This is a genomic window from Brevibacterium sp. S22, assembly GCF_004745485.1.
Lineage (GTDB): Bacteria > Actinomycetota > Actinomycetes > Actinomycetales > Brevibacteriaceae > Brevibacterium.
Genome location: NZ_RHFG01000020.1, coordinates 1 through 22,361 on the forward strand (window position 1 = coordinate 1; position 22,361 = coordinate 22,361).

Below are 22,361 nucleotides of genomic sequence, written 5' to 3' on the forward strand. Positions count from 1 at the left end.
TCGAAACGTCCTTATCGACCATGACCCCATCGTCGGCGTGCCCTGCTGCCCGGCGGAAGTGTTTCGCGGGGATTTTTCTGTGAGGCACGACCCCTTGGAACGCGGGGACTTTCTACGAGTCTCGTCGGGACGTTGACTCCGCGGACCTGGGCGGTTCATACTTGAGCTTCAGGCGGCGATGGCGCGAGCGGAACGGCTCAGGCAGCGACGACGCGAGCGGAACGGCTCAGGCGGCGATGGCTCAGGGCGGGCGGGGAGCGGTATGGACATCTGCGAAGTCGATGGAGTGAGCCTCGGTGTCGACGAGTTCGGCGAAACGGAATCGCCGCTGGTCCTCTGCCTCGGCGCGCCGACCATGCTGTCCTGGCCCGATGCTCTGTGCCGGCACCTGGCAGCGCGGGGACGTCACGTTGTGCGCTGTGATCTCCGCGATGCCGGAGCCTCAAGCAGGGGCGACCTCACAACGCCGAACTACACTCTGCGAGATCTCGCCGCCGATGCCGCCGAACTCGCTCGGACCTTCGACGACCGGCCCGCGCATCTGGCGGGAATCGGCATCAGCGGGATGGTCGCCCAGATCGCAGCCCTCGACCACCCAGATGCGTTCTCGGCACTCACCCTGATCGGGACCAGGCCGGTCGCTCCCGGACCCGTCGACGACGATCTGCCCGATCATGATCAGGCCACGATGGGCCCGCTGTTCGATCGACCGCAGCCGGACTGGACGGACGTCGAATCGGTGGCGGACTTCATGTCCGCAGGGGCGCAGATCCTCGGCGACGACCCTGCAGAGGCACGCGCAGTCGCTGCGAAGATCTGGGCTCGGACTCGGGCCTCCGACGCGCAGGCTCACCTGGCCGATCAGCTCGGAACGGTGTTCTCGCGCCTCGACTGCAGGCCGCGCTGGAGGCAGAGACTCCCGCTGCTGCGGCTGCCGACGCTGGTCGTGCACGGTCGCCTCGACCCGTTCTTCCCACTGGGCAATGGAGAGGCGCTCGCACGGGAGATTCCAGGTGCCCGGCTGCTCATCCTCGACAAGGCGTCCAGAGCCGTGCCGGCCACAGACATCCCCGAGGTCGCGACGGCCATGGCCGCACTCTGACCCGGCGTCGCATCAGCTCAAGGGATCAGTCGGTGCCGGGGGCCGCCTCGGTGCCGGTGTCTGTTGCATCATCGGGAGTCTCGACGATGCGGATCGGGCGCAGCTTCGCCCAGATGAGGAAGACGGCAGCGGTGATGATGAGGCCGATTCCGGTCCACAGGTTCGCGTCGACGCCGCCGGTGCGTTCGGCTTCGTCGGGCGTGAAGCCGAAGATTCCGGCGAACGTGAGGATGACGCCGAAGATCGCCAGCAGCACACCGATGAAGTTGCGGACGTCGAACGCGCCTGCGGTCTTGGTCAGTTCGTTGGATTTGCTCATGGGTCTCATTGGCTCCTTTAGCCGAAGGTCACGTTGAGGATGATGACGAGCACCAAGGCGACACCCGCGACGGGCACGGGACGCTTCCAGAAGGGCGCCTTCGGTTCGCTGAGGTCCTCGAAGTCGGACTTCGGAGTCTCAGAGTAGACCAGTCCGCGCAGTTCGGCAGCGGGCTTCGGTGTCGTGTAGAAGGTGACGATCACGGACAGGAGGATGTCGACGATGAACGCAGTGCTCGCGGCGAGGAACGCGGCACCCTGACCGGGCAGGTCGAGGACTCCGGTCTCGGCGAGGATGAACACGGCCACGGCCGAAAGCGTGCCGCCGACGAGGCCGACCCAACCGGCGGTCGCCGACATCCGCTTCCAGAACATACCGAGGATGAACGTGGCGAAGAGCGGGGCGTTGAAGAAGCCGAACAGCGTCTGCAGGTAGTCCATGAGGTTGGAGAAGTTGCCGGCGATGAGAGCGGTGAAGATCGCGACGACAGAAGCGCCGATTGTGGCCCAGCGGCCGATCTTCAGGTAGTAGTCGTCCTCGCGGTCCTTGACCACGTACTGCTGCCACAGGTCATAGCTGAAGACCGTGTTGAACGCTGAGATGTTCGCGGCCATGCCGGCCATGAACGCGGCGAGGAGGCCGGCGATCGCCACACCGAGCAGACCGTTGGGCAGGACCTCGCGCATCAGCAGCAGGAGCGCATCGTTATACGTCACACCCGTCTGCTCCAGCGCGGCCGCCTCGTCGATGGAGGCCGAGATCTCCTTGAACTGCGACATCTGCGGAACGAGCACAGCGGCGATCATGCCGGGGACGACGACGATGAAGGGAATGAGCATCTTCGGGAAGGCGCCGATGATCGGAGTCAGACGCGCGGCATTGATCGACTTCGAAGCCATGGCACGCTGAACCTCGACGAAGTTCGTCGTCCAGTAGCCGAAGGAGAGGACGAAGCCGAGGCCAAAGACGATTCCGACGACAGAGAGAATGGGGTTGGAGAAGCCGGAGAGCTGCTCGCCGGGCCAGCTGCTCAGCTGTTCGGCGCCGAGCATTCCGTCATTGCTCACCTTGTCGACCAGACCGTCCCAGCCGCCGACGCGGTTGAGGCCGATGAGCGTCAGCGGCAGGAGGGCCGCGACGATGACGAAGAACTGCAGCACCTCGTTGTAGATCGCCGCGCTCAGACCGCCGAGGGTGATGTAGGACAGGACGATGGCGGCGGCGACGATGAGCGTGATCCACAGCGGCCAGCCGAGCAGACGGTTGACGATCGTGCCGAGCAGGAACAGGTTGACTCCGGCGATGAGCAGCTGTGCGATGGCGAAGGACAGCGCATTGACGAGGTGAGCTCCCGTGCCGAAGCGTCTGCGCATGAACTCCGGAACCGACCGGACCTTCGATCCGTAGTAGAAGGGCATCATCACGACACCGAGGAACAGCATCGCCGGAACCGCGCCGATCCAGAAGTAGTGCATCGTCGGCATGCCGTACTGAGCGCCCGTGGCGGACATGCCCATGATCTCCACGGCGCCGAGGTTGGCCGAGACGAACGCCAGCGCCGTGACCCATGCCGGCAGGCTCCGTCCGGAGAGGAGGAACTCGATGCTCGAGGAGATCCCGCGTTTGGCGAACCACCCGATTCCGAGGACGAAGATGAAGTAGATCGCTATCAGCAGATAGTCGATCCACTGTGCGTCCAAGCGGATTGCTTCCAAGGTTCCTCCATATGCGTCAGTGCATGGTTGCAAAGTGCGTCAGTGCAAGGCTGCGTGTGGTGTGTGACACCCCGAGTGGACACTTTAGAGGATTGTGAGCCTGATCGCTAGTGATCGAACCTGAACAGTTTTGATCGTTTGAGGCGGAGCCGCGGAACACACGCATCAGCGCGCACTTCTACGCGCTTACGAAGGTTTCTGCGTGTTTCAGCCCGGTTCGGGCGCGTCGGCCTCGCCGCCGCGGCGTCGTGCTCGCTCCTTTGCCTGAACCCGAGACAGCAGCACCTGAGCGACGGCGACGACGAGCAGCACAGCACCATTGACGACGGCCTGCCAATTCGAATTCGTCAGCCCCATCCGGTTGATGAGGTTGGCAACCACCTGCAGCAGCACGACGCCGACAAGAGAGCCGACAACAGTTCCAGCACCGCCGGTGAGCAGCGTACCGCCGAGGACGACTGCGGCAATCGCGGTGAGTTCGAGCCCGACACCGAGGGTGGTCACCCCGGACGCCGTATACGACGCGGTCAGCGCTCCCGCCGATCCGGCCATGGTCCCGGACACCGCGAAGACGATGAGGGTCGAGCGCAGCACCGGCAGACCCATGAGGCGGGCGGCATCGGGCTGACCGCCGATGGCCAGCAGAGTCGAACCGTAGGAGGTGCGGTGAAGGACGAGGACACCGACGGCGAAGAGGACGATGACGATCCACACGGGAAATCCGAGGCCGAGGAAGGACCCACGGCTGAGTTCGAGGAACGCCGCATCAGCGGGCACCTTATAGGTCTCAGACCCTTCTTCGGTCAGCGCCAAGAGCAGACCGCGGGCGAAGAGCAGCCCGGCGAGGGTGACGATGAAGGAGGGGATCGAGGTGAATGCGACGATCGCGCCCTGGACGAGTCCGATGAGGGTGCACACGATGAGCGGAACGAGAACTGCTGTGAGGAATCCGTACTGAGACGCCCACGCGGCGAGGACTCCGCCGAGCGCGAAGACCGACCCCACCGAAAGGTCGATGCCCCCGGTGAAGATCACGAAGGTCAGGCCCAGAGCCAATGGTGCGAGGAAGGCGGCCTGCAGCGCGATCTGGCTGAGGTTGCCCACGGACGCGAACGAGGGAAACGCGAACGAGGAGACAAGGATGAGGCCGAGCAGAATCACCAAGGCACCGTTGCGCTGAGTCAGGCGAGCCAGCTTCTCAACTCTTGTCCGCGTGCCCGCACCAGCGGGAGCCGCCTCGGCGGTGGAAGCGGTGGTCATGTCTTTCTCCTTCCGACCTGGAGGGCGACGGCGACGACGATGACGACCGCCTGAACCATCTGGGAGACGGAGTCCGGGATGTTGTGGGAGACCAGGGTGGACACGATGAGCTGCATCAGCAGCGCACCGCCGACGGTGCCGAGGATGCGCACTTTCCCTCCGGCCAGCGAGGTTCCTCCGATGACGACGGCGGCGATCGCAGAGAGTTCCATGAGCAGTCCGAGGGTGCGTGGGTCACTGGCCTGGGAGCGGGCGGCCACGAGGACTCCGGCAAACGCGGCGAGCAGCCCGGAGAGGACATAGACGCTGACCAGCACGGTTCTGATGCGGATTCCGGCGAGTTCGGCAGCCAGCTTATTGCCGCCGATCGCCTCGACCATGATTCCGAACGTGGTGCGGCGCATCAGGAATGCGACGATGAGGACGAGGATGACGGCGCTGAGCACCGAATACGGGATGCCGAGCACGGAACCGGACCCGAGCGCGGCGAGTCCGGGGTCGGAGAGATTCTTGATCTCACCGCCGATGACGTTCGCCAGACCGCGGCCGCCGATGAGCACGGCCAAGGTTGCGACGATGGGTTGGATGCCGAAGTACGAGACGAGCACGCCGATCATCAGACCCGACAGCCCGCCGGCGAGGATCCCGACGAGGATCGCCGGCACGGTTCCGTAGCCGATGTAGAGCGGCATGATGGCTGCCGACAGTGCCATCACGCTGCCCACCGACAGGTCGATGCCCTTCGTGCCGATGACCATGGCCATGCCGAGTGCCACGATGAGCACCGGAGCGGTCTGAATGAGCTGCAGGCGAAAGTTGTCGACGGTGAGGAAGTGCGGAGTGATGATCGCGTTGATGACCACCAACAGGGCCAAAGCGACATAGACTCCGTAGTTCGCGATCCATGCTCGCACCGTCATCGAGCGCTTCCCCGGCACCGAGGCGGTGGTGGGAGCGGCCTTCATCGCTGACCTCCATCGACCAGGGCTGACAGAAGTCGAGCGTTGTCCACCTGGTCGTCGGTCAGGACCTCGCTGATCTCTCCGTCGCGCAGCACGAGGATGGTGTCCGAGCCGGCAACGAGTTCTTCGGTCTCCGAAGAGATCAGGACGACGGCCATGCCCTTCTCCGCCAGTTCGTCGATGAGAGCCTGCACCTCCTGTTTGGCACCGACGTCGATGCCGCGAGTCGGTTCGTCGAGGAGGAACGCCGAGGGCTCGGTGCACAGCCACCGGGCGATGAGCATCTTCTGCTGATTGCCGCCGGAGAGTTCGGAGAGGAGCTGGGTGGAGGACGAGACCTTGATGCCCAGCCGGCGAATCCACTGCTCGACGAGTTCATCGATTCTGCGGTTCGACAGCACTCCGGCATTCGAAACCCGCGGCAGGATGCCGAGGATGATGTTGTCGCGGACGCTGAGTTCAGGGACGATGCCTTCGGCTTTCCGGTCCTCGGACAGCAGCGCGATTCCTGCTCTCAGGGCCGCCGGCACGGATCCGCGTCGGACCGTTCTGCCCTCGACGGTGATCTGTCCGGAGCTCGTTTCGAGGCCGCCGTAGATCGCCTTGACGATTTCGCTGCGGCCGGAGCCGAGAAGTCCGGCCAGGCCGACGATCTCTCCTTCTCGAACGGTCACGTCGACTGAATGCAGGCGGCCGGGCGCGCTCAGGTCTTTCGCCTCAAGCACCACCTCCGCCGCGGTTTCGGAAGAATCGCTTTCAGTGAATGAGGTGACGCCGTGTTCGGCGATGTCGCGGCCGAGCATGGCCGAGATGAGAGACCGACGGTCGAGCTCGTGCATCGGTCCGGTGTGGACGACGCGTCCGTCGCGCAGGATGGTCACCTCATCGCAGAGCTCCCACAGCTCATCGAGTCGGTGTGAGATGAAGACTATGCCCACTCCTTGGTCCCGGAGTCTGCGGGCCACGGAGAACAGCACTTCGACTTCTCGGCGTTCCAAGGAGGATGTCGGCTCATCCATGATGACCACGCGCGCTTCGGTTGTCACTGCTCGTGCCAGTGCGATCATCTGCTGGACGCCGAGACCCAGCACACCGAGCTCCGCGGTCACGTCGACATCGATGCCGAGATCTCTGACCACCTCGGCGGCCCTCCGGTTGAGGGCGCGCAAGTCGATGAGTCCGAGGCGGTTGCGTGGTTCGCGACCGAGGAAGATATTGCGCGCCACCGAGAGGAGGGGGACGAGGTTGACCTCTTGGTAGACCGTGGAGACTCCGGCGTCCTGTGCCTGTGAGGGGTGATTGAACCGGACTTCCGCGCCGGCAAGCTCGATGCTGCCTGTCTCGGCTTGGTAGACCCCGGTCAGTGATTTGATGAGAGTGGACTTACCCGCCCCGTTCTCACCGACGATGGTGTGGATCGTGCCGGGGCGCAGCGAGAAGTCGACGTCGTGAAGAACATGGACACCGGAGAACGATTTGTTCAGCCCACGTGCGGCCAGCGCCAGCACAGTCTCCTCGGGAGGCTGCGCTGGGGCCGGATGGGATGTGCCGATCACGTCAGAACGCCTGACCGACCTGTTCTTCGGCGTTGTCGGGCGTGTACTCGCCGTCCTTGATGATGATGTCCTCCGAGATCTCCTCACCGGAGTAGAACCTGCTCAAGGTGTCGAAGACCAGCGGTCCGAAGCGCGGGTTCGATTCGATCACCGCGTTGTACTTACCCGAGATGATGGCATCGACAGCATTCTTCGTGCCGTCGATCGACACGATCTTGACGTCCTTGCCCGGTTCCTTTCCGGCTTCCTGGATCGCGGCCATCGCGCCGAGGCCCTCTTCGTCATTGAATGCGTAGACCGCGTCGATCTCCGGGTTCGACTGCAGCAGCTGAGCGGTGACCTCCTGGCCTTCCGAGCGTGAGGCATTCGCCGTCTGCTCGGCGACGATCTCGATGTCCGAGTATTCTGCCTTCACCTGATCTTTGAAGCCGTTCTGGCGACCGTCGGTGACGTTGTTGCCCGATGGCCCCAGCAGCATGGCGACCTTCGCCTTGGAGTCCGTGGCCTCGGCCAGGGCATCCGCTGCGCGCTCGCCCTGCTTGACGAAGTCCGAACCGATGAAGGTGAGGTAGTCGTCGCAGGACTTGTTGGTGACCTTTCTGTCGATGGTCACGACGGGGACACTCTTCTTCTTGGCCGCGCTCAGCGCCGAGTCGAGTCCGTCGGAGTTGACGGGGGCGATGACGAGCATGTCAACGTTCTGGCTGAGGAGGTTCTCGATATCGCTGATCTGCTTGGGCAGTTCGTTGTTGGCGTTTGTGACGACGAGCTCGGCACCGGCGTCCTCAGCCGCATCCTTTAAGGATTTGGTTTCAGCTGCGCGAAAGCTCGCGGAATCCGGCTCGGACTGAGAGAAGCCGACCTTCGCTCCTTCGATCTCGACCTTGTCGACGCCGTAGTCGTCCATGGTGCAGGTGGGGCCCGAAGATCCGGCGCTGTCAGCGGCTTGAGCGGCTTCGCCGCCGCCTCCGCCCGAGGCTTCGGGATCGCTGCCTTCGTTGGTGCAGCCGGACAGCAGCAGTCCTCCTGCTGCAGCGATGGCACACACTCGAACTGCTGTGGAGCGGAAGACCGAATGCGATTCTCTGATTGTCATCTGTGCCTCTTCTGTCGGTACGGCCCCATTGCCGTGACTGATCAAAAGTTATCAGAATCACAATAAAGCAATCAAGAAGTAGAGGTGTAGTGATTTGCGCGACGCGCAGAATCACACGACCTCGACCTCGACGCCTGCCTCACGCAGGGCAGCGAGTTCGGATTCCTCGCTCTTCGAATCCGTGATGAGCTGCTGGATCTCGTCCGTCGGGACGGTGAGCACCGATGAGCGGTGCCCGACCTTCGTATGATCGACGAGCGCAGTGACGCGGCCTGCCCCGGCGGCCATGGCTCGGTCCGTGTCGGCGACGGGGAATGCCGGAGTCGACAGGCCGAAGTCCGCGGCCAGGCCGTTGCCGGAGAGGAAGACGGTGTCGGCGCGCAGGCCGAGCAGCTGTGACACCGTCCCGCCGCCGACGAAGGCGCGGATCGAATGTCGCAGCAGGCCGCCGACGACGATGACCTCATTGTCGGGGGAGGAGACCATGGCCTCGGCGACGAGCAGCGAATTCGTCACCACGCGCAGACCGGAACGGGTCACGAGCTCCTTGGCCAGCAGCTCGGTCGTCGTTCCCGGACCGAGCGCCACGACATCACCGTTGCGCACCTGAGTCGCCGCAGCACGAGCGATCGCCGTCTTCTCGGTCAGAGCCTGCTCGAGCTTCTCCGCATAGCTCGACTCCCGCGCGCTCGAAGCAAGCACGGCACCGCCGTGGGTGCGGATGAGCCTGCCCTCCTCGGCGAGCTGATCGAGGTCTCGGCGGATCGTCACCGCCGAGGTGTCGAGCTTCTCCGACAAGGCGGTGATGGAGACGGCGCCGTCTCTCTCGATCGTGTCGACGATGATGTTGCGTCTCTGAGCGGCGATCATGGGGCCATAGTACAAGCCCGCGGACCGGAGAAGGCCCGGGAAGGTGATCTTCCCGGGCCTGTGGAGAATTCAGACGCGCTCAGTCGCGCATGAGTGCCTCAGCCGCGTACGAGTGCTTCGGTCAGCGCACGCGCGGAATCGATGACCGACTTCGCATGCAGCCGACCGGGCTGACGGGTGAGCCGGTCGACCGGTCCGGAGATCGAGACGGCGGCGACCACCCGATTGCTCGGTCCGCGCACGGGAGCCGACACCGAGGCGACGCCCCGCTCACGTTCGGCGATCGACTGCGCCCAGCCTCGGCGACGGACACCGGAGAGCATGGTTGCGGAGAACCGAGCCCCGCGCAGCCCTGTGTGCAGGCGGTCCGGTTCCTCCCACGCCAGCAGCACCTGGGCGGCGGAGCCGGCGCGCATCGACAGGGTCGCGCCGATCGGCACGGAGTCACGCAGACCCACCGGACGCTCGGCCGCGGCCACGCACAGGCGCAGATCGCCCTGGCGGCGGAAGAGCTGGGCGGACTCGCCCGTCTGATCGCGCAGCTGGCCCAGCACGGGCCCGGCCGCGGCCAGCAGACGGTCTTCGCCGGCAGCCGAGGACAGCTCGGCCAGGCGCGGCCCGAGGACGAAGCGTCCCTGCAGGTCACGACCGACGATGCGGTGGAATTCGAGGGCAACAGCCAGGCGGTGGGCAGTGGGGCGTGCCAGTCCGGTCAGCGTCACCAATTCGGCGAGAGAGGCGGGTCCGGCCTCAAGCGCGGAGAGAACCATTGCGGCCTTGTCGATGACCCCGACGCCGCTACCATTGCTTGTCATAGACACCATTGTGCGCGTCTCAGTGGGCGAGATGCAAGTTCGCATTGCGATACGGGCGAGTAGATTTCGAATACGCACTCACTCCAGTGCACACATCGCAGTTCATCGACGTGCCGTACCTCGGCCCGTCAGGTCTACATCGGGTGCAGAGATCCCTGCACCGGCGGGAGGAACCATGCCACGCACATTGGCCGAGAAGGTCTGGGCCGATCACGTCGTCTCACGAGGTGTTGACGGTGCGCCGGATCTCATCTACATCGACCTCCACCTCGTCCACGAGGTGACCAGCCCGCAGGCCTTCGACGGACTCCGACTCGCCGGGCGCCCCGTGCGCCGCCCCGACCTGACCATCGCCACCGAAGACCACAACACTCCGACGTGGGACATCGACAAGCCGATCGCCGAACCCACCTCGGCCACGCAGATCAACACCCTGCGCAAGAACGCGGAGGAATTCGGAATTCGTCTGCACAGCCTCGGCGACGCCGATCAGGGCATCGTCCATGTTGTGGGACCGCAGCTGGGCCTGACCCAGCCGGGCACGACCGTCGTGTGCGGCGACTCGCACACCTCCACCCACGGCGCCTTCGGGGCATTGGCCTTCGGCATCGGCACCTCCGAGGTCGAGCATGTTCTCGCCACCCAGACGCTGTCGCTCAAGCCCTTCAAGACGATGTCGATCACCGTCGACGGCGATCTGCCCGAGGGCTCGAGCGCGAAGGACATCATCCTCGCCATCATCGCGAAGATCGGCACCGGCGGAGGACAGGGATACGTCCAGGAATACCGCGGCTCGGCCATCCGCCAACTGTCGATGGAAGCCCGGATGACTATCTGCAATATGTCGATCGAAGCAGGAGCCCGTGCCGGAATGGTCGCCCCCGACGAGACGACCTTCAAATACGTCAAAGGCCGCCCGCACGCCCCCGAGGGCGAGGACTGGGACGCCGCCGTCGAATACTGGAAGACCCTCTACACCGACGAAGGTGCCGAATTCGACCGCGAGGTCGTGCTCAAGGCCGAAGATATCGAACCCTTCGTCACCTGGGGAACGAACCCCGGACAGGGTCTGCCGCTGTCGGCCTCGGTGCCCAGCCCCGACGACTTCCACGACGAGAACGACAAGGCCGCCGCGGCCAATGCCCTGGCCTATATGGGCCTGACCCCGGGCACTCCGCTGCGCGAGATCGCAGTCGACACCGTCTTCCTCGGCTCGTGCACGAACTCCCGGATCGAAGACCTCCGGGCCGCCGCCGAAGTGGTCCGCGGACGGAAGAAGGCCGACAACGTCCGCTTCATGGTCGTCCCCGGCTCCGCGAAGGTCCGCCTCCAGGCCGAAGGCGAAGGCCTCGACCGGATCTTCAAGGACTTCGGCGGCGAATGGCGCTTCGCCGGCTGCTCGATGTGCTTGGGGATGAACCCGGACCAGCTGGCCGAGGGGGAACGCTGCGCCTCGACCTCGAACCGCAACTTCGAAGGCCGCCAGGGCAAAGGCGGACGCACCCATCTGGTGTCCCCGCTCGTGGCTGCGGCCACCGCAGTGCGCGGCACCCTGTCCTCACCCGGTGACGTCGCTGACCTGCCACGGGACGCCGAACCCGTGGAATGGGCCGATGACCGCCTGTCCCTGACACTGACGCCCGTGACGGCGAACGACTGACAAAGGAGGAAGAGCCATGGAAGCTTTCAGCACCCACACCGGCATCGGCGTTCCTCTGCGCCGATCCAATATCGACACCGACCAGATCATCCCCGCGAAGTTCCTCAAGCGGGTCACCCGCACCGGCTTCGAGGACGCCCTGTTCTACCGGTGGCGGACCAATGACGACTTCGTCCTCAACGACCCCGACTTCGCAGGCGGCTCCGTCCTCGTCGCCGGCCCCGACTTCGGCACCGGTTCGTCCCGTGAGCACGCAGTCTGGGCGCTCAAGGACTTCGGCTTCCGCGTCGTCCTGTCCTCCCGGTTCGGCGACATCTTCCGGGGCAACTCCGGCAAGGAAGGCCTGCTGGCCGCACAGCTGGAGCAGGATGACATCGAACTGATCTGGAAGATCCTCGAGAACCATCCCGGCACCTCGATCACCGTCGACCTGAACGAGAAGACCGTGACGTGCGACACCGTCACCGTGTCCTTCCAGATCGATGACTACACACGCTGGCGCCTGCTCGAGGGTCACGACGACATCAGCCTCACCCTGGCCAAGGAAGACGAGATCGTCGCCTACGAATCCTCCCGATTCTCCTTCAAACCCACGACCCTGCCCGCCAAGGTCTGACCCCTGCCGAGGCGGTCCGCCGAAACCGACGGACGCTCGCCGAGGCGGTCCTTCGTCACCATCGGATGCGACCACGGCGAATCGGTGGGATCCCATCGGCTGGGTTAGTCTAGGACGGTGCCCGCAGCAACGGTCGGGCACCGTCTCCGGGTGGAATCCCGCCCGGATCCGGTCATCGGAATCAGGGAGGAACATGCTCGAAGTACGTGGGGGAAATCCGCTGGACGGCACCGTCCGAGTCCGCGGCGCCAAGAACCTGGTGCCCAAGGCGATGGTGGCCTCCCTGCTCGGTGAGACCCCGTCCGTGCTGCGCGGCGTGCCCCAGATCCGCGACGTCGAGATCGTCACCGGGCTCCTCGAACTCCACGGCGTCCGCGTCACCTCCGGTCCCGACAACGACCAACCCGACGGTGAGCTCCACCTCGACCCGGCCGATGTGGCACAGGGGTCCATCGTCGACATCGACGCACACGCCGGATCCTCCCGCATCCCGATCCTCTTCTGCGGTCCGCTGCTGCACAGCCTCGGTCAGGCGTTCATCCCTGACCTCGGCGGATGCCATATCGGTGACCGTCCCATCAACTTCCACCTCGACGTACTCCGCCAGTTCGGAGCCGTGGTCGACAAGACCCCCGGCGGGATCATGCTCAAGGCGCACAGCCGTCTGCAGGGAACCAAGGTCGAGCTGCCCTACCCCTCCGTCGGAGCCACCGAACAGGTGCTGCTGACCGCGGTGCGCGCCGAAGGCGTGACCGAGCTGCGGGGCGCCGCCATCGAACCGGAGATCATGGATCTCATTGCGCTGCTGCAGAAGATGGGCGCGATCATCACCGTCGACACCGACCGCGTGGTGCGCATCGAAGGCGTGGAGACCCTCCGCGGGTTCATCCACCGCGCACTGCCCGACCGCAACGAAACCGCGTCGTGGGCCTCGGCCGCACTGGCCACCGGCGGAGACATCTTCGTCGCAGGCGCCAGCCAGCCCGAGCTCATCACCTTCCTCAATGTCTTCCGCAAGATCGGCGGCGAATTCGACGTGCAGGAGACAGGCATCCGCTTCCGTCATCCCGGCGGCAAGCTCCGGTCCTTCGCCCTCGAGACCGACGTCCACCCCGGCTTCATGACCGACTGGCAGCAGCCGCTGGTCGTCGCCATGACTCAGGCCGAAGGACTGTCGATCATCCACGAGACCGTGTACGAGAACCGGTTCGGCTTCACCGACGCCCTGCGGGATATGGGTGCGCAGATCCAGCTCTACCGCGAATGCCTCGGCGGCACCCCCTGCCGCTTCGGACGGCGGAACTACCAACACTCGGCCGTGATCTCTGGACCCACTGACCTCAAGGGCACCCGCATCGACGTCCCCGATCTGCGCGGCGGCTTCAGCCACCTCATCGCCGCACTGGCCGCCCAAGGCACGAGCGAAGTCCACGGCATCGAACTGATCAACCGCGGCTACGAGAACTTCCTCGACAAGCTCATCGGCCTCGGTGCCGAGGTCACTGGATGAGCCAGGTGACCGAACCGGACGCGAACGACCACGATCTCGTCTCCTTCGACCCCGCCTCGGTGCGTTCGCAGAACCGGGCCGGCACCGTCGCGGCCACGGCCGCGTACGGTCTGATGCGCACCGCCACGAAGATGAGCGTACGGGGAGTCGACAACCTGCCGCCGAGCGGCACCGGCATGATCGTCGCCGCCTACCATGCCAACCACCTCGACCCGATCCTCGTCGGTCTGGCACTGAAGCGCAACGGTCGGATGCCGCACTTCCTCGCCAAGTCGACGCTGTTCAGCGGGGTGCTCGGCACGATCCTCAAGACCATCGGGCAGATCCCCGTGCTGCGCTCCTCGGCGCAGGCCGGAGACTCCCTCGAATATGCGAAGGACGCACTGGCTCACGGTCAGACCGTCGTCATCTACCCCGAGGGCACGCTGACGAAGGATCCGGAGCTGTGGCCCCAGCACTTCAAGACCGGCACCGCCCGACTGGCGTTGGAGACCGGAGCACCGATCATCCCCGTCGCCCACTGGGGACTGAATACGATCTACCCGCGCGGGCAGAAGAAGGTGCGCTTCCGGCCCTTCAGCCACGACACGGTCGTCGCCTTCGGTCCCTCGATCGACTATTCGGATCTGTGGGAGCACCGGAGCGAGAAGAAGACGATGGGAGAGCTCTCCCAGCGTGTGAAGAACACCGTGGCGGCGATGGTGTCCGAACTGTCGGAACGCGAACTGCCGCAGCGTTTCAAGAGCAAGGAGACAGGCGAATGAGCGTCGACAAGATCACCGTCGTCGGGGCCGGATCGTGGGGGACGACCTACGCCGCGGTCATCGCCGACGCCGGTTTCCCCGTCACCCTCTGGGCGCGCCGCCCCGAGGTCGCCGCGGAGATCAACTCCGCCCACACCAACGAACGCTATTTGGGCGAGCGGGTCCTGCCCGATGGTCTGAGCGCGACCGACGATGACATCGCCGCCGTCACCGATGCCGATGTCATCGTCCTCGCCGTCCCCGCCCAGACCCTGCGGGAGAACCTCACCCGGTGGAAACCGCACCTGCACCACGGAGTGAAGCTCGTGAGCCTGATGAAGGGCATCGAGGTCGACACCGGAAAACGCATGTCCGAGGTCATCGCCGAGGTCGCCGAGGTCGCAGAATCCCAGATCGCCGTCGTCTCGGGCCCGAACCTCGCCCGTGAGATCGCCGATCGTCAGCCCACCGCCACCGTCGTCGCGTCCTCGGACATCACCACCGCCGAGGCGGTCGCGGAGATCAGTGCGAACGCGTACTTCCGTCCGTACACGAACACCGATGTGGTCGGCGTCGAGATCGGCGGCGCGATCAAGAACATCATCGCCCTGTCCGTGGGCATCGCCGACGGGCAGAAGCTCGGCGACAACTCGAAGGCCTCGATCATCACCCGCGGGCTGGCCGAGACCTCCCGTCTGGCCGCGGCCATGGGTGCGGAGGCGCACACGCTGTCCGGGCTCGCCGGACTCGGCGATCTCGTGGCCACCTGCGCCTCACCGCTGTCGCGCAATCGCACCTTCGGACGCCACCTCGGTGAGGGGATGAGCCTCGAGGATGTCATCGCCCATACCTCGCAGACGGCCGAAGGCGTGAAATCGGCTCCGGCCGTGCTCGACCTCGGCCGCAGATACGCGGTCGACCTGCCGATCACCGAAGCCGTGTGCGCGGTGCTGGGCGGAAAGCTGCAGGTTGACGAACTCGCCGGATTGCTGTTGTCTCGGAAGCGTAAGCACGAAGGACCACCGGCCTGAGCCGATCCGACCATCAGGCCACCCGTTGGAAAATGAGGAGCACACATGAGCGCCAACTCACCGTTCTACAACCTTCCCGAACTCCCGACCTTCAGACTGACCAGCACCGATGTCGAAGACGGCGGGGTGCTCACCGGCCCCCAGCTCTCCGGTGCCATGGGCGTGCCCGGTGGTCAGGACATCTCCCCGCAGCTGTCCTGGTCCGGTTTCCCCGAAGAGACCAAGGCCTTCGCAGTGACCTGCTTCGACCCCGACGCCCCCACGGGTTCGGGTTTCTGGCACTGGGTCGTCACCGATCTCGACGCCTCCGTCACGAGTCTGCCCACGGGTGCCGGTGACCCGGCCTCGGACCTGCTGCCCGCCGGAGCGGTGACCCTGCGCAACGATGCCGGCGAGCCCCGATTCGTCGGTGCCGCCCCGCCGGAGGGACATGGGCCGCACCGCTACTTCTTCATCGTCACCGCCTTGGCCGAACCGCTGGGCATCGACGAATCCGCATCCCCGGCCTTCGCCGGCTTCAACATGTTCTTCAAGGGCATCGGCCGGGCGTGGCTGGAATGCACGTTCGAAGCCAAGTGAGCTAAAGTCTTTCAGTCCGCGCACACGTGAACCGCTGTGCGCACCCCGTGACCGGCCCCAGTTCGCGGGAGTACCACTTCAGCAAGGAAACTCATGGCAGACAACGATCACCGGCCCCTTGTCGCAGTCCTCTTCGGAGGCCGTTCGAGCGAGCACTCCGTCAGCTGCGTCACGGCCGCCGGAGTGATCGGTGCCATCGACGCCGAAGCCTTCGACGTCCTGCCGATCGGCATCACGAAGACCGGCGTGTGGCGGGTCGTCGACGACTGGGCGAGCATGCGCTTCGACCCGGACGATATGCCGGAGGTCGCCGACAACGGCACCGAGGTGATCCCACCGCTGTCCGCCGACGGGGCGCCCCTGCTGCACCGGGACGCCGACGGCAGCTGTTCCGAACTGGGGTCGGTCGACGTGTTCTTCCCGCTCCTGCACGGACGCTACGGTGAGGACGGGACCCTGCAGGGCCTGTTCGAGCTCAGCGACACCGCCTTCGTCGGCTCCGGAGTCTTCTCCTCGGCCGCAAGCATGGACAAGCACTATACGAAGTCGCTCATGCACCAGGCCGGGATCCCGACCTGCCCGTGGGAGCTCGTCACCGAAACGATGTGGGCCACCGACCGTGCAGAGGTCGCGGACCGTGTGGCCGCACTCGGTCTGCCCGTGTTCGTCAAGCCCGCCCGTGCCGGTTCCTCCATGGGAGTCAGCCGGATCGCCGAGGCGGCCGACCTGGGCACGGCTCTGGCCGGTGCGTTCGAACACGACTCCAAGGTCATCGTCGAACCCGAGGTCAGCGGCCGCGAGGTCGAATGCGCCGTGCTCGGGTCCGTCTACGACACGGACCTGCGTGTGTCCTCACCGGGGGAGATCCGCGTGAGCGGAGACCATTCCTTCTACGATTTCAACGCCAAGTACCTCGACCTCTCCGCCGCAGAGGTCACCTGCCCGGCCGACCTCGACGAGCAGGCGACGGCCCGTGTTCAGGAGCTGGCCGCCGCAGTGTTCCGTCTCTTCGACTGCACCGGACTGGCCCGCGTCGACACCTTCGTCACCGACACCGGCGACGTCGTCATCAACGAACTCAACACCCTGCCCGGATTCACCCCCACCTCGGCGTACCCGTTCATGTGGGCACAGTCCGGGCTCGAGTACTCCGAACTCATCGGCGAACTCATCTCGATCGCGCTCGTCGATCACGCCCGCTCGAAGTAGTCCGCTAACCGTCGACGTCCTCGGCGCCGACGCATTCGTCCTCGGGTGGGAACTTCGACAGAGTCGGTGAGATCGCAGCAAGGACGTCGTTGCCGGATTCGGCCTTGCGGTTGACCAGCACCTCGACTGCGGGCGTGCGCCCGTAGCTGGTGAACTTCCACGTCGAATCGTCGTCCTCCGCCGGCTTCGAGATCCAATCGACCCCGGACACGTTCACACACTGATCGGTCGTCGGACCGGGAGGAGTGACTCCGCAGCGCAGCACCGCGACATTGGGATCTCCCCATGCCTTCGTACCCTGCGAGGAGGTCGTGCGTGCCTTCGAACCCGAGATCTCATCGGGCAGGGTGAGGATGATGTCGGCACACTTCGGGTTCGCCGCGTCCTTGGCCGGTTCGATGATGACGGTGCGTGCACACCCGGTCACTGCGAGACCGGTGAGCACGGTGGCCAACGCGACGAAGGTGAGAGAACGACGACGGGGCGCAGACCGCGTGAAGCGGCGCGTCGAAGCAGGGCGAGATCTCATAGGACTACCGTAACTCCCGATAACCTGGAGCCATGACCCGACTGTCCGAACTTGGCGAATCACACATCATCTCCCGCGTGCTCACCCGCAATCCCGACAGCGCGCACGTGATCATCGGACCCGGAGACGACGCGGCCGTGACAGCACCGGACGGCCGGCTCGTCACGACTGCGGACATGCTCGTGGAGAACGAGGACTTCACTCGCGACTGGTTGGACTGGGACCTGCTCGGACGCAAGGCCGCGGCCCAGAACCTCGCCGATGTGTGCGCCATGGGCGCCTGCCCGCACGGACTGCTCGTGTCCCTGGCCGTCCCCGATGACACGCACATCGCCGACCTCGAGGCCCTCTACTCGGGCCTCTTCGACGAGGCGGAACGCGCAGGGACTGCGCTGGAGTGCACCGTGCCGATCATCGGCGGGGACCTGTCGTCATCCGGCCTCATCGTCATCGCCGTCACGGCACTCGGGACGCTGGGGGAGAGGACCGGGATTCTGCGCTCCGGTGCTCGGCCCGGCGACGGGCTCTATCTGGCCGGGACGGTCGGCCGTGCGGCCGCCGGTCTCGACCTGCTCTTCTCCGGGCTGCGGCGCGAGACCGCCGCCCCCGAACTCGCCGCGCTCATCGATTCCCAGCTGGCTCCACAGCCGGACTACGGCGCACTGCTCACGCTCGGGACCGCCTCGGCGATGATCGACGTCTCCGACGGGCTCAGCCTCGACCTCGCCCGGGTGGCGGACGCCTCGGGAGTGGGAATCGACCTCGACCGGGCCCTGCTCCGTGACCTCGTCGATCCGCTGCTGCCGGCGGCCGAGTTCGTGCTCGCCGCACGAACGAGCGCCGGGCGAGCTGAAACGGCAGAGGATCTGGCCCTGTCCTGGGTCCTCGATGGGGGAGAAGACCACGGCTTCGCCGCGTCTGCGCCGTCGGCCGCCGCGCCTGGAGTAGGCTGGCGGAGAATCGGACGGACCCGCACCGGACACGATGTCAGCCTCGACGGCACACCCGTGCCGGCGAGCGGTTTCAGCCATTTCGGGAAGTGACATGAGCAACGCCATCAGCCTCAACGGTCGTCTGGCCGCACGCTGGGCCCGCCGCGCGGTCGACCGGCTGCGCAAGGAACGCACCGAGATCGACGAACTCAACGTCTTCCCCGTCCCCGACGGCGACACCGGAACGAACATGTACCACACTCTGCGTGCCGCCTACCTCGCCGTCGAAGAGCTCACCGGCCCCGTCACCCTCCCGCACGTCGTCGCAGCGCTCGCCGCCGGGGCCGGACGCGGTGCCCGCGGCAACTCCGGACTCATCCTCGCCGTCGCTCTGCAAGGAGTCGCCGACGCCCTGGCCGGAGTCACCGTCGCCACTGCCGACGCCATGGCCACTGCCCTGGAGACCGCCTCCGACCGGGCCCGCTCCGCTGTCGCCAGGCCCGTCGACGGCACCATGCTCACCGTCCTCGACGCCATGGCCACCGAAGCCCGCGAACGCGCCGACGACGGGGCCGACCTTCTCGAGGTCATCGAAGCCGTGCGCGAACGCTCCCGATCTGCACTGCGTGAGACCACCGGACAGCTCACCGTGCTGCGTGAAGCCGAAGTCGTCGACGCCGGATCGACGGGAATCGTCGAACTCTTCGACCTCCTCTACGCCACCGTCACCGGCCGCACCCCACAGGATTCGATGCTCGCCGAGGTGGCCCGAGCCCCGAAGATCATCCACGAAGCCACCGCCGACGAACTCGAGATCGTCGCCATCCTCGCCACCACACCCACGGACGCGCTCGCGGACGAACTCGACCGCCTCGGCGGGACCTCCATCGTCATCAACGCGGCCAAGGTCCACGTCCACGTCGCCGACGAAGCGACCGCCGCAGGCGTCATCGACCACCTCGGCGAATACGGGATCGCCCGGCTCGATATGGAAGACCTGCGCATGCACGAGGAGGAGGGCGAGACGAAGCTCATCGCCCTGGTCACAGGCACGGGACTGCTCATGCACACCGCGCTCAACGGGGCCACGGCGCTGACCCCGGAAGTGGGGGACCTGTTCGAGACGATGTCCGAACTCATCGCCGCCGAGGACCGGGAGGTCATCGTCATCCCCAGCTCCACCTCGGCGCTGAAGTCACTGACCGGACTGAGTGCCCACGTCGTGCGCTCCCGCAACGTCGGCACCCTGCTCTCGGCTCTGGCCGTCTACGATCCCTTTGCCCCGGCGGCGGAGATCTTCGCAGATATGACCGAAGCGGCCGCGGGCACCCGGGTGGGCACGATCTATTCGGCCGACCAGCTCGCCTCCGACCCGCCGACCGGGATGCTGCCGATCATCAGTGAGGATGGAGGGGGCCGCGCAGGTGCAGGAGCGTCTGCGGCACATCCGGCGCAGTTCTACCGGGTCTTCATCGAAGGCAGAGCGAAGACCCAGAGCACGGAGCTGCGGACCTTGGTCGAGAAGCTTGCCGATCGGCTGCTCGGGGCCGGGGGAGAGCTGCTCACCGTCGTCCACGGACCCGACTGCGCCCCGGAAGTGCTCGAGCACCTGCGGGGCTGGATCCAGAAGTCACATGAGACCGTCCACTTCCAGGACATCGATGCCAGAGACCCCGGGGTGCTCGTGATCATGGGGGTCGAATGACGACCCGACTCGAAGACAACTTCCGCAAGGCCGACCGCACTCACCTCGCCAAACGCGGGGTGCATTCGGTCACCGACCTGCTCCGCTTCTTTCCGCGCCGCTACCTCGTGCCCGGGGAACGCACCGAACTCGGCGCCCTGCCGCTGGGAGAGACCGCGATCGTCCAGGCCGAAGTCATCCGGGTGGAGACGCGGCGGATGAAGCAGCGACGCGGAACCATCACCGAGGTCATCGTCCACGACGGACAGCAGTCGATGAAGATCGCATTCTTCAATCAGCACTGGCTGGAGAAGTCGCTGACCCCGGGACTGACCGTCGTCTTCGGCGGCAAGGTCGAATCGTTCCGGGGACAGCTGACCCTGGCGTCTCCGGTCTGGCTCAACCGCACCGAGGACGACCACGAGTGGACTCCCGAGGACCTCAATTCGCCGTTTCCGATCTACCCGGCCGTCAAAGGCATCGCCCAGTCCCGGCTGTGGAGTTCGATCAAGACTCTGCTCACCGTCGCCGGGGACGAAGAATTCGACGACCCTCTGCCCAAGGGTCTGCGGGAGACTCATCAGCTGCCGGATCTGCGCACCGCGCTCGAGGATATGCACCGTCCGCGGACGATCGAGGACGTCGAACGGGCCCGGCTGCGGTGGAAATGGGAGGAAGCGCTCGCCCTGCAGACCGAGTTCGCCTCCCGCAAAGCCACCCTGGCTCAGGAAAAGGCGACTCCGCTGCTGACCCAAGCGGCGAAGAGCCGCCGCCTCGACGACGGACTGCCCTTCACCCTCACCGCCTCCCAGACCAGGGTCGGTGAGGAGATCGCTGAGGACATGGCCGCCGATCGGCCGATGCACCGGCTCCTCCACGGTGATGTCGGCTCGGGGAAGACTCTCGTGGCTCTGCGGGCCATGCTCACCGCGGTGGATTCCGGTGCCCAGGCCGCTATGCTCGCCCCCACCGAGGTGCTCGCGGCCCAACATTTCCATTCCATTCAGGCCTTCCTCGGGCAGCAGATGGCACTGTCGCCGCTGCTGGCCGACGACGATCAGGTCACGGTGGCGCTGATGACCGGGTCGATGCCGGCGAAGGAGCGTCGCGAACTCGCCCTCGACCTGGCCACCGGGAATATCGACATCGTCGTCGGCACTCATGCGCTGCTGTCGGAATCGACGATGTTCGCCGCCCTCGGCCTCATCGTCGTCGACGAGCAGCACCGGTTCGGTGTCGAACAGCGAGAGGCGATGCGCGCCAAGGGCGGGAAGACGACCCCGCATACGCTCGTGATGTCGGCGACCCCGATCCCGCGCACCGTGGCGATGACGGTCTTCGCCGACCTCGACATCTCTACACTGGACGAGATGCCGGCAGGCCCGAAGGACATCGCCACGCATGTGGTGCCGATCGTCGAGCAGCCGAACTGGTACGCCCGGGTGCGGGAGCTGATGAAGCAGACCGTCGAGGACGGGAGGGGAGTCTTCGTCGTGTTCCCGCGGATCGAACCCACGGACATCGAAGATCCGGAATCCGGGGAGGTTCTCGGGCAGAAGCAGGGGATCGAGGACATCACGCGCAAACTCCAGGAGACTCCCGAACTCGCGGGCAAGAGGTTCGGTCTGCTGCACGGTCGGATGTCGGCCGCGGAGAAGGATCGGATGCTCGCGGACTTCGACAAGGGCAGCATCGAGATCCTCGTCTCGACGACGGTCATCGAGGTCGGCGTCGACGTGTCACGGGCGACGATGATGGTCATCATCGAAGCCGAGAACTTCGGCGTCGCTCAGCTGCACCAGCTGCGCGGGCGCGTCGGCCGTGACGGCAGCTCGGCCATGTGCTTCCTGCTCACCGAGATGAGTGAGACGGATGAGAGCTACGGACGCCTGCAGGCCGTGGCGCAGACGCTGGACGGGTTCGCCTTGGCCGAATACGACCTCGACGCCCGCGGCGAAGGCGACGTGCTCAGCGGTTCTCAGTGGGGCGGGTCCTCTCTGCGGCACCTGTCGATCCTCCGCGACTCCGAGATCGTGGCCGAAGCGAAGAAGATCGCCGAACAGATCGTCTCCATCGACCCCACTCTCGAAGCGGTGCCTGCGCTGCGGGCGTTCATCCGGCGCGTCCTGCCCGAGGACGACGCCCACTTCATCGAGGCAGGCTGAGGAAGCAG

At 65.7% G+C, this 22,361-nt stretch carries 20 protein-coding genes; 11 read left to right on the plus strand and 9 right to left on the minus strand.

Annotated elements, in window-relative coordinates:
* Positions 1-262 precede the first annotated feature (262 nt).
* Positions 263-1,102 carry an alpha/beta fold hydrolase gene (locus EB835_RS14660; RefSeq protein WP_135810199.1) on the plus strand — a complete coding sequence of 280 codons (840 nt, stop codon included), beginning with the start codon at positions 263-265 and terminating at the stop codon, positions 1,100-1,102.
* Between the two features lie 25 nt (positions 1,103-1,127).
* Here the strand turns inward: EB835_RS14660 and EB835_RS14665 are convergent, their stop codons facing one another.
* The 8 genes from EB835_RS14665 to EB835_RS14700 all read right to left on the minus strand — a co-directional run bounded on the left by EB835_RS14665 (position 1,128) and on the right by EB835_RS14700 (position 9,695).
* Complete coding sequence (locus EB835_RS14665) at positions 1,128-1,421, minus strand: hypothetical protein (RefSeq protein WP_168216749.1); 294 nt, start codon at positions 1,419-1,421, stop codon at positions 1,128-1,130.
* A 17-nt stretch (positions 1,422-1,438) separates the two neighbouring features.
* A complete protein-coding gene (locus EB835_RS14670) occupies positions 1,439-3,136 on the minus strand; it encodes a sodium:solute symporter family protein (RefSeq protein ID WP_135810201.1) in 1,698 nt (565 codons plus the stop codon).
* A gap of 207 nt (positions 3,137-3,343) precedes the next feature.
* Positions 3,344-4,396, minus strand: coding sequence for an ABC transporter permease (locus tag EB835_RS14675; RefSeq protein ID WP_135810202.1), 1,053 nt, complete (start codon positions 4,394-4,396; stop codon positions 3,344-3,346).
* A complete protein-coding gene (locus EB835_RS14680) occupies positions 4,393-5,361 on the minus strand; it encodes an ABC transporter permease (RefSeq protein ID WP_135810203.1) in 969 nt (322 codons plus the stop codon). Before EB835_RS14680 ends, EB835_RS14675 begins: the two co-directional genes overlap by 4 nt.
* Positions 5,358-6,914 (minus strand): sugar ABC transporter ATP-binding protein, encoded by a 1,557-nt coding sequence (locus EB835_RS14685; protein WP_240688767.1) that lies wholly within the window; start codon positions 6,912-6,914, stop codon positions 5,358-5,360. The genes EB835_RS14680 and EB835_RS14685 overlap by 4 nt, the downstream gene beginning before the upstream one ends.
* Before the next feature lies 1 nt (position 6,915).
* Positions 6,916-8,010, minus strand: coding sequence for an ABC transporter substrate-binding protein (locus EB835_RS14690; protein ID WP_135810204.1), 1,095 nt, complete (start codon positions 8,008-8,010; stop codon positions 6,916-6,918).
* Positions 8,011-8,121: 111 nt separating this feature from the next.
* Positions 8,122-8,880 carry a DeoR/GlpR family DNA-binding transcription regulator gene (locus EB835_RS14695; RefSeq protein WP_135810205.1) on the minus strand — a complete coding sequence of 253 codons (759 nt, stop codon included), beginning with the start codon at positions 8,878-8,880 and terminating at the stop codon, positions 8,122-8,124.
* Between the two features lie 98 nt (positions 8,881-8,978).
* Complete coding sequence (locus EB835_RS14700) at positions 8,979-9,695, minus strand: IclR family transcriptional regulator (protein WP_135810206.1); 717 nt, start codon at positions 9,693-9,695, stop codon at positions 8,979-8,981.
* Positions 9,696-9,870: 175 nt separating this feature from the next.
* Here EB835_RS14700 and leuC point away from each other — a divergent pair, with 175 nt between their 5' ends.
* The 7 genes from leuC (at position 9,871) to EB835_RS14735 (ending at position 17,043) form a co-directional block, all read left to right on the plus strand.
* On the plus strand, positions 9,871-11,355 hold the full coding sequence (gene leuC / locus EB835_RS14705) for a 3-isopropylmalate dehydratase large subunit (RefSeq protein ID WP_135810207.1): 1,485 nt from the start codon (positions 9,871-9,873) through the stop codon (positions 11,353-11,355).
* Between the two features lie 16 nt (positions 11,356-11,371).
* Positions 11,372-11,971: a 3-isopropylmalate dehydratase small subunit gene (gene leuD / locus EB835_RS14710; RefSeq protein ID WP_135810208.1), complete on the plus strand. Its 600-nt coding sequence runs from the start codon at positions 11,372-11,374 to the stop codon at positions 11,969-11,971.
* Between the two features lie 193 nt (positions 11,972-12,164).
* Positions 12,165-13,481: a UDP-N-acetylglucosamine 1-carboxyvinyltransferase gene (gene murA / locus EB835_RS14715; RefSeq protein WP_135810209.1), complete on the plus strand. Its 1,317-nt coding sequence runs from the start codon at positions 12,165-12,167 to the stop codon at positions 13,479-13,481.
* Entirely contained in the window at positions 13,478-14,245 is a 768-nt protein-coding gene (locus EB835_RS14720) for a lysophospholipid acyltransferase family protein (protein WP_135810210.1), read from the plus strand. Before murA ends, EB835_RS14720 begins: the two co-directional genes overlap by 4 nt.
* Complete coding sequence (locus EB835_RS14725; protein ID WP_135810211.1) at positions 14,242-15,255, plus strand: NAD(P)H-dependent glycerol-3-phosphate dehydrogenase; 1,014 nt, start codon at positions 14,242-14,244, stop codon at positions 15,253-15,255. The genes EB835_RS14720 and EB835_RS14725 overlap by 4 nt, the downstream gene beginning before the upstream one ends.
* Positions 15,256-15,300: 45 nt before the next feature.
* Entirely contained in the window at positions 15,301-15,834 is a 534-nt protein-coding gene (locus tag EB835_RS14730) for a YbhB/YbcL family Raf kinase inhibitor-like protein (protein ID WP_135810212.1), read from the plus strand.
* Positions 15,835-15,927: 93 nt separating this feature from the next.
* The gene (locus EB835_RS14735; protein ID WP_135810213.1) at positions 15,928-17,043 is read left to right on the plus strand and encodes a D-alanine--D-alanine ligase family protein; all 1,116 of its coding nucleotides are present in this window, start codon (positions 15,928-15,930) and stop codon (positions 17,041-17,043) included.
* A gap of 4 nt (positions 17,044-17,047) precedes the next feature.
* On the opposite strand, the gene EB835_RS14740 is transcribed toward EB835_RS14735, so the two are convergent.
* Positions 17,048-17,572, minus strand: coding sequence for a DUF3515 domain-containing protein (locus EB835_RS14740; protein WP_135810214.1), 525 nt, complete (start codon positions 17,570-17,572; stop codon positions 17,048-17,050).
* 32 nt (positions 17,573-17,604) lie between these two features.
* Between EB835_RS14740 and thiL the strand changes: the two genes are divergently transcribed.
* Genes thiL through EB835_RS14755 form a run of 3 tightly spaced genes read left to right on the plus strand, consistent with a single transcriptional unit; the run spans position 17,605 to position 22,353 of the window.
* Positions 17,605-18,615 carry a thiamine-phosphate kinase gene (thiL, locus tag EB835_RS14745; RefSeq protein WP_135810215.1) on the plus strand — a complete coding sequence of 337 codons (1,011 nt, stop codon included), beginning with the start codon at positions 17,605-17,607 and terminating at the stop codon, positions 18,613-18,615.
* Between the two features lies 1 nt (position 18,616).
* Entirely contained in the window at positions 18,617-20,209 is a 1,593-nt protein-coding gene (locus EB835_RS14750) for a DAK2 domain-containing protein (protein ID WP_135810216.1), read from the plus strand.
* Positions 20,206-22,353, plus strand: coding sequence for an ATP-dependent DNA helicase RecG (locus EB835_RS14755; protein WP_135810217.1), 2,148 nt, complete (start codon positions 20,206-20,208; stop codon positions 22,351-22,353). The genes EB835_RS14750 and EB835_RS14755 overlap by 4 nt, the downstream gene beginning before the upstream one ends.
* Positions 22,354-22,361 lie beyond the last annotated feature (8 nt).

What these genes read in the sequence shown, in the direction of transcription:
- EB835_RS14660 (WP_135810199.1), top strand. Translation starts at nt 263, where the DNA reads ATGGACATCTGCGAAGTCGATGGAGTGAGCCTCGGTGTCGACGAGTTC.
- EB835_RS14665 (WP_168216749.1), bottom strand. Translation starts at nt 1,421, where the DNA reads ATGAGCAAATCCAACGAACTGACCAAGACCGCAGGCGCGTTCGACGTC.
- EB835_RS14675 (WP_135810202.1), bottom strand. Translation starts at nt 4,396, where the DNA reads ATGACCACCGCTTCCACCGCCGAGGCGGCTCCCGCTGGTGCGGGCACG.
- EB835_RS14680 (WP_135810203.1), bottom strand. Translation starts at nt 5,361, where the DNA reads ATGAAGGCCGCTCCCACCACCGCCTCGGTGCCGGGGAAGCGCTCGATG.
- EB835_RS14690 (WP_135810204.1), bottom strand. Translation starts at nt 8,010, where the DNA reads ATGACAATCAGAGAATCGCATTCGGTCTTCCGCTCCACAGCAGTTCGA.
- EB835_RS14695 (WP_135810205.1), bottom strand. Translation starts at nt 8,880, where the DNA reads ATGATCGCCGCTCAGAGACGCAACATCATCGTCGACACGATCGAGAGA.
- EB835_RS14700 (WP_135810206.1), bottom strand. Translation starts at nt 9,695, where the DNA reads ATGACAAGCAATGGTAGCGGCGTCGGGGTCATCGACAAGGCCGCAATG.
- leuC (WP_135810207.1), top strand. Translation starts at nt 9,871, where the DNA reads ATGCCACGCACATTGGCCGAGAAGGTCTGGGCCGATCACGTCGTCTCA.
- leuD (WP_135810208.1), top strand. Translation starts at nt 11,372, where the DNA reads ATGGAAGCTTTCAGCACCCACACCGGCATCGGCGTTCCTCTGCGCCGA.
- murA (WP_135810209.1), top strand. Translation starts at nt 12,165, where the DNA reads ATGCTCGAAGTACGTGGGGGAAATCCGCTGGACGGCACCGTCCGAGTC.
- EB835_RS14720 (WP_135810210.1), top strand. Translation starts at nt 13,478, where the DNA reads ATGAGCCAGGTGACCGAACCGGACGCGAACGACCACGATCTCGTCTCC.
- EB835_RS14725 (WP_135810211.1), top strand. Translation starts at nt 14,242, where the DNA reads ATGAGCGTCGACAAGATCACCGTCGTCGGGGCCGGATCGTGGGGGACG.
- EB835_RS14730 (WP_135810212.1), top strand. Translation starts at nt 15,301, where the DNA reads ATGAGCGCCAACTCACCGTTCTACAACCTTCCCGAACTCCCGACCTTC.
- EB835_RS14735 (WP_135810213.1), top strand. Translation starts at nt 15,928, where the DNA reads ATGGCAGACAACGATCACCGGCCCCTTGTCGCAGTCCTCTTCGGAGGC.
- EB835_RS14740 (WP_135810214.1), bottom strand. Translation starts at nt 17,572, where the DNA reads ATGAGATCTCGCCCTGCTTCGACGCGCCGCTTCACGCGGTCTGCGCCC.
- thiL (WP_135810215.1), top strand. Translation starts at nt 17,605, where the DNA reads ATGACCCGACTGTCCGAACTTGGCGAATCACACATCATCTCCCGCGTG.
- EB835_RS14750 (WP_135810216.1), top strand. Translation starts at nt 18,617, where the DNA reads ATGAGCAACGCCATCAGCCTCAACGGTCGTCTGGCCGCACGCTGGGCC.
- EB835_RS14755 (WP_135810217.1), top strand. Translation starts at nt 20,206, where the DNA reads ATGACGACCCGACTCGAAGACAACTTCCGCAAGGCCGACCGCACTCAC.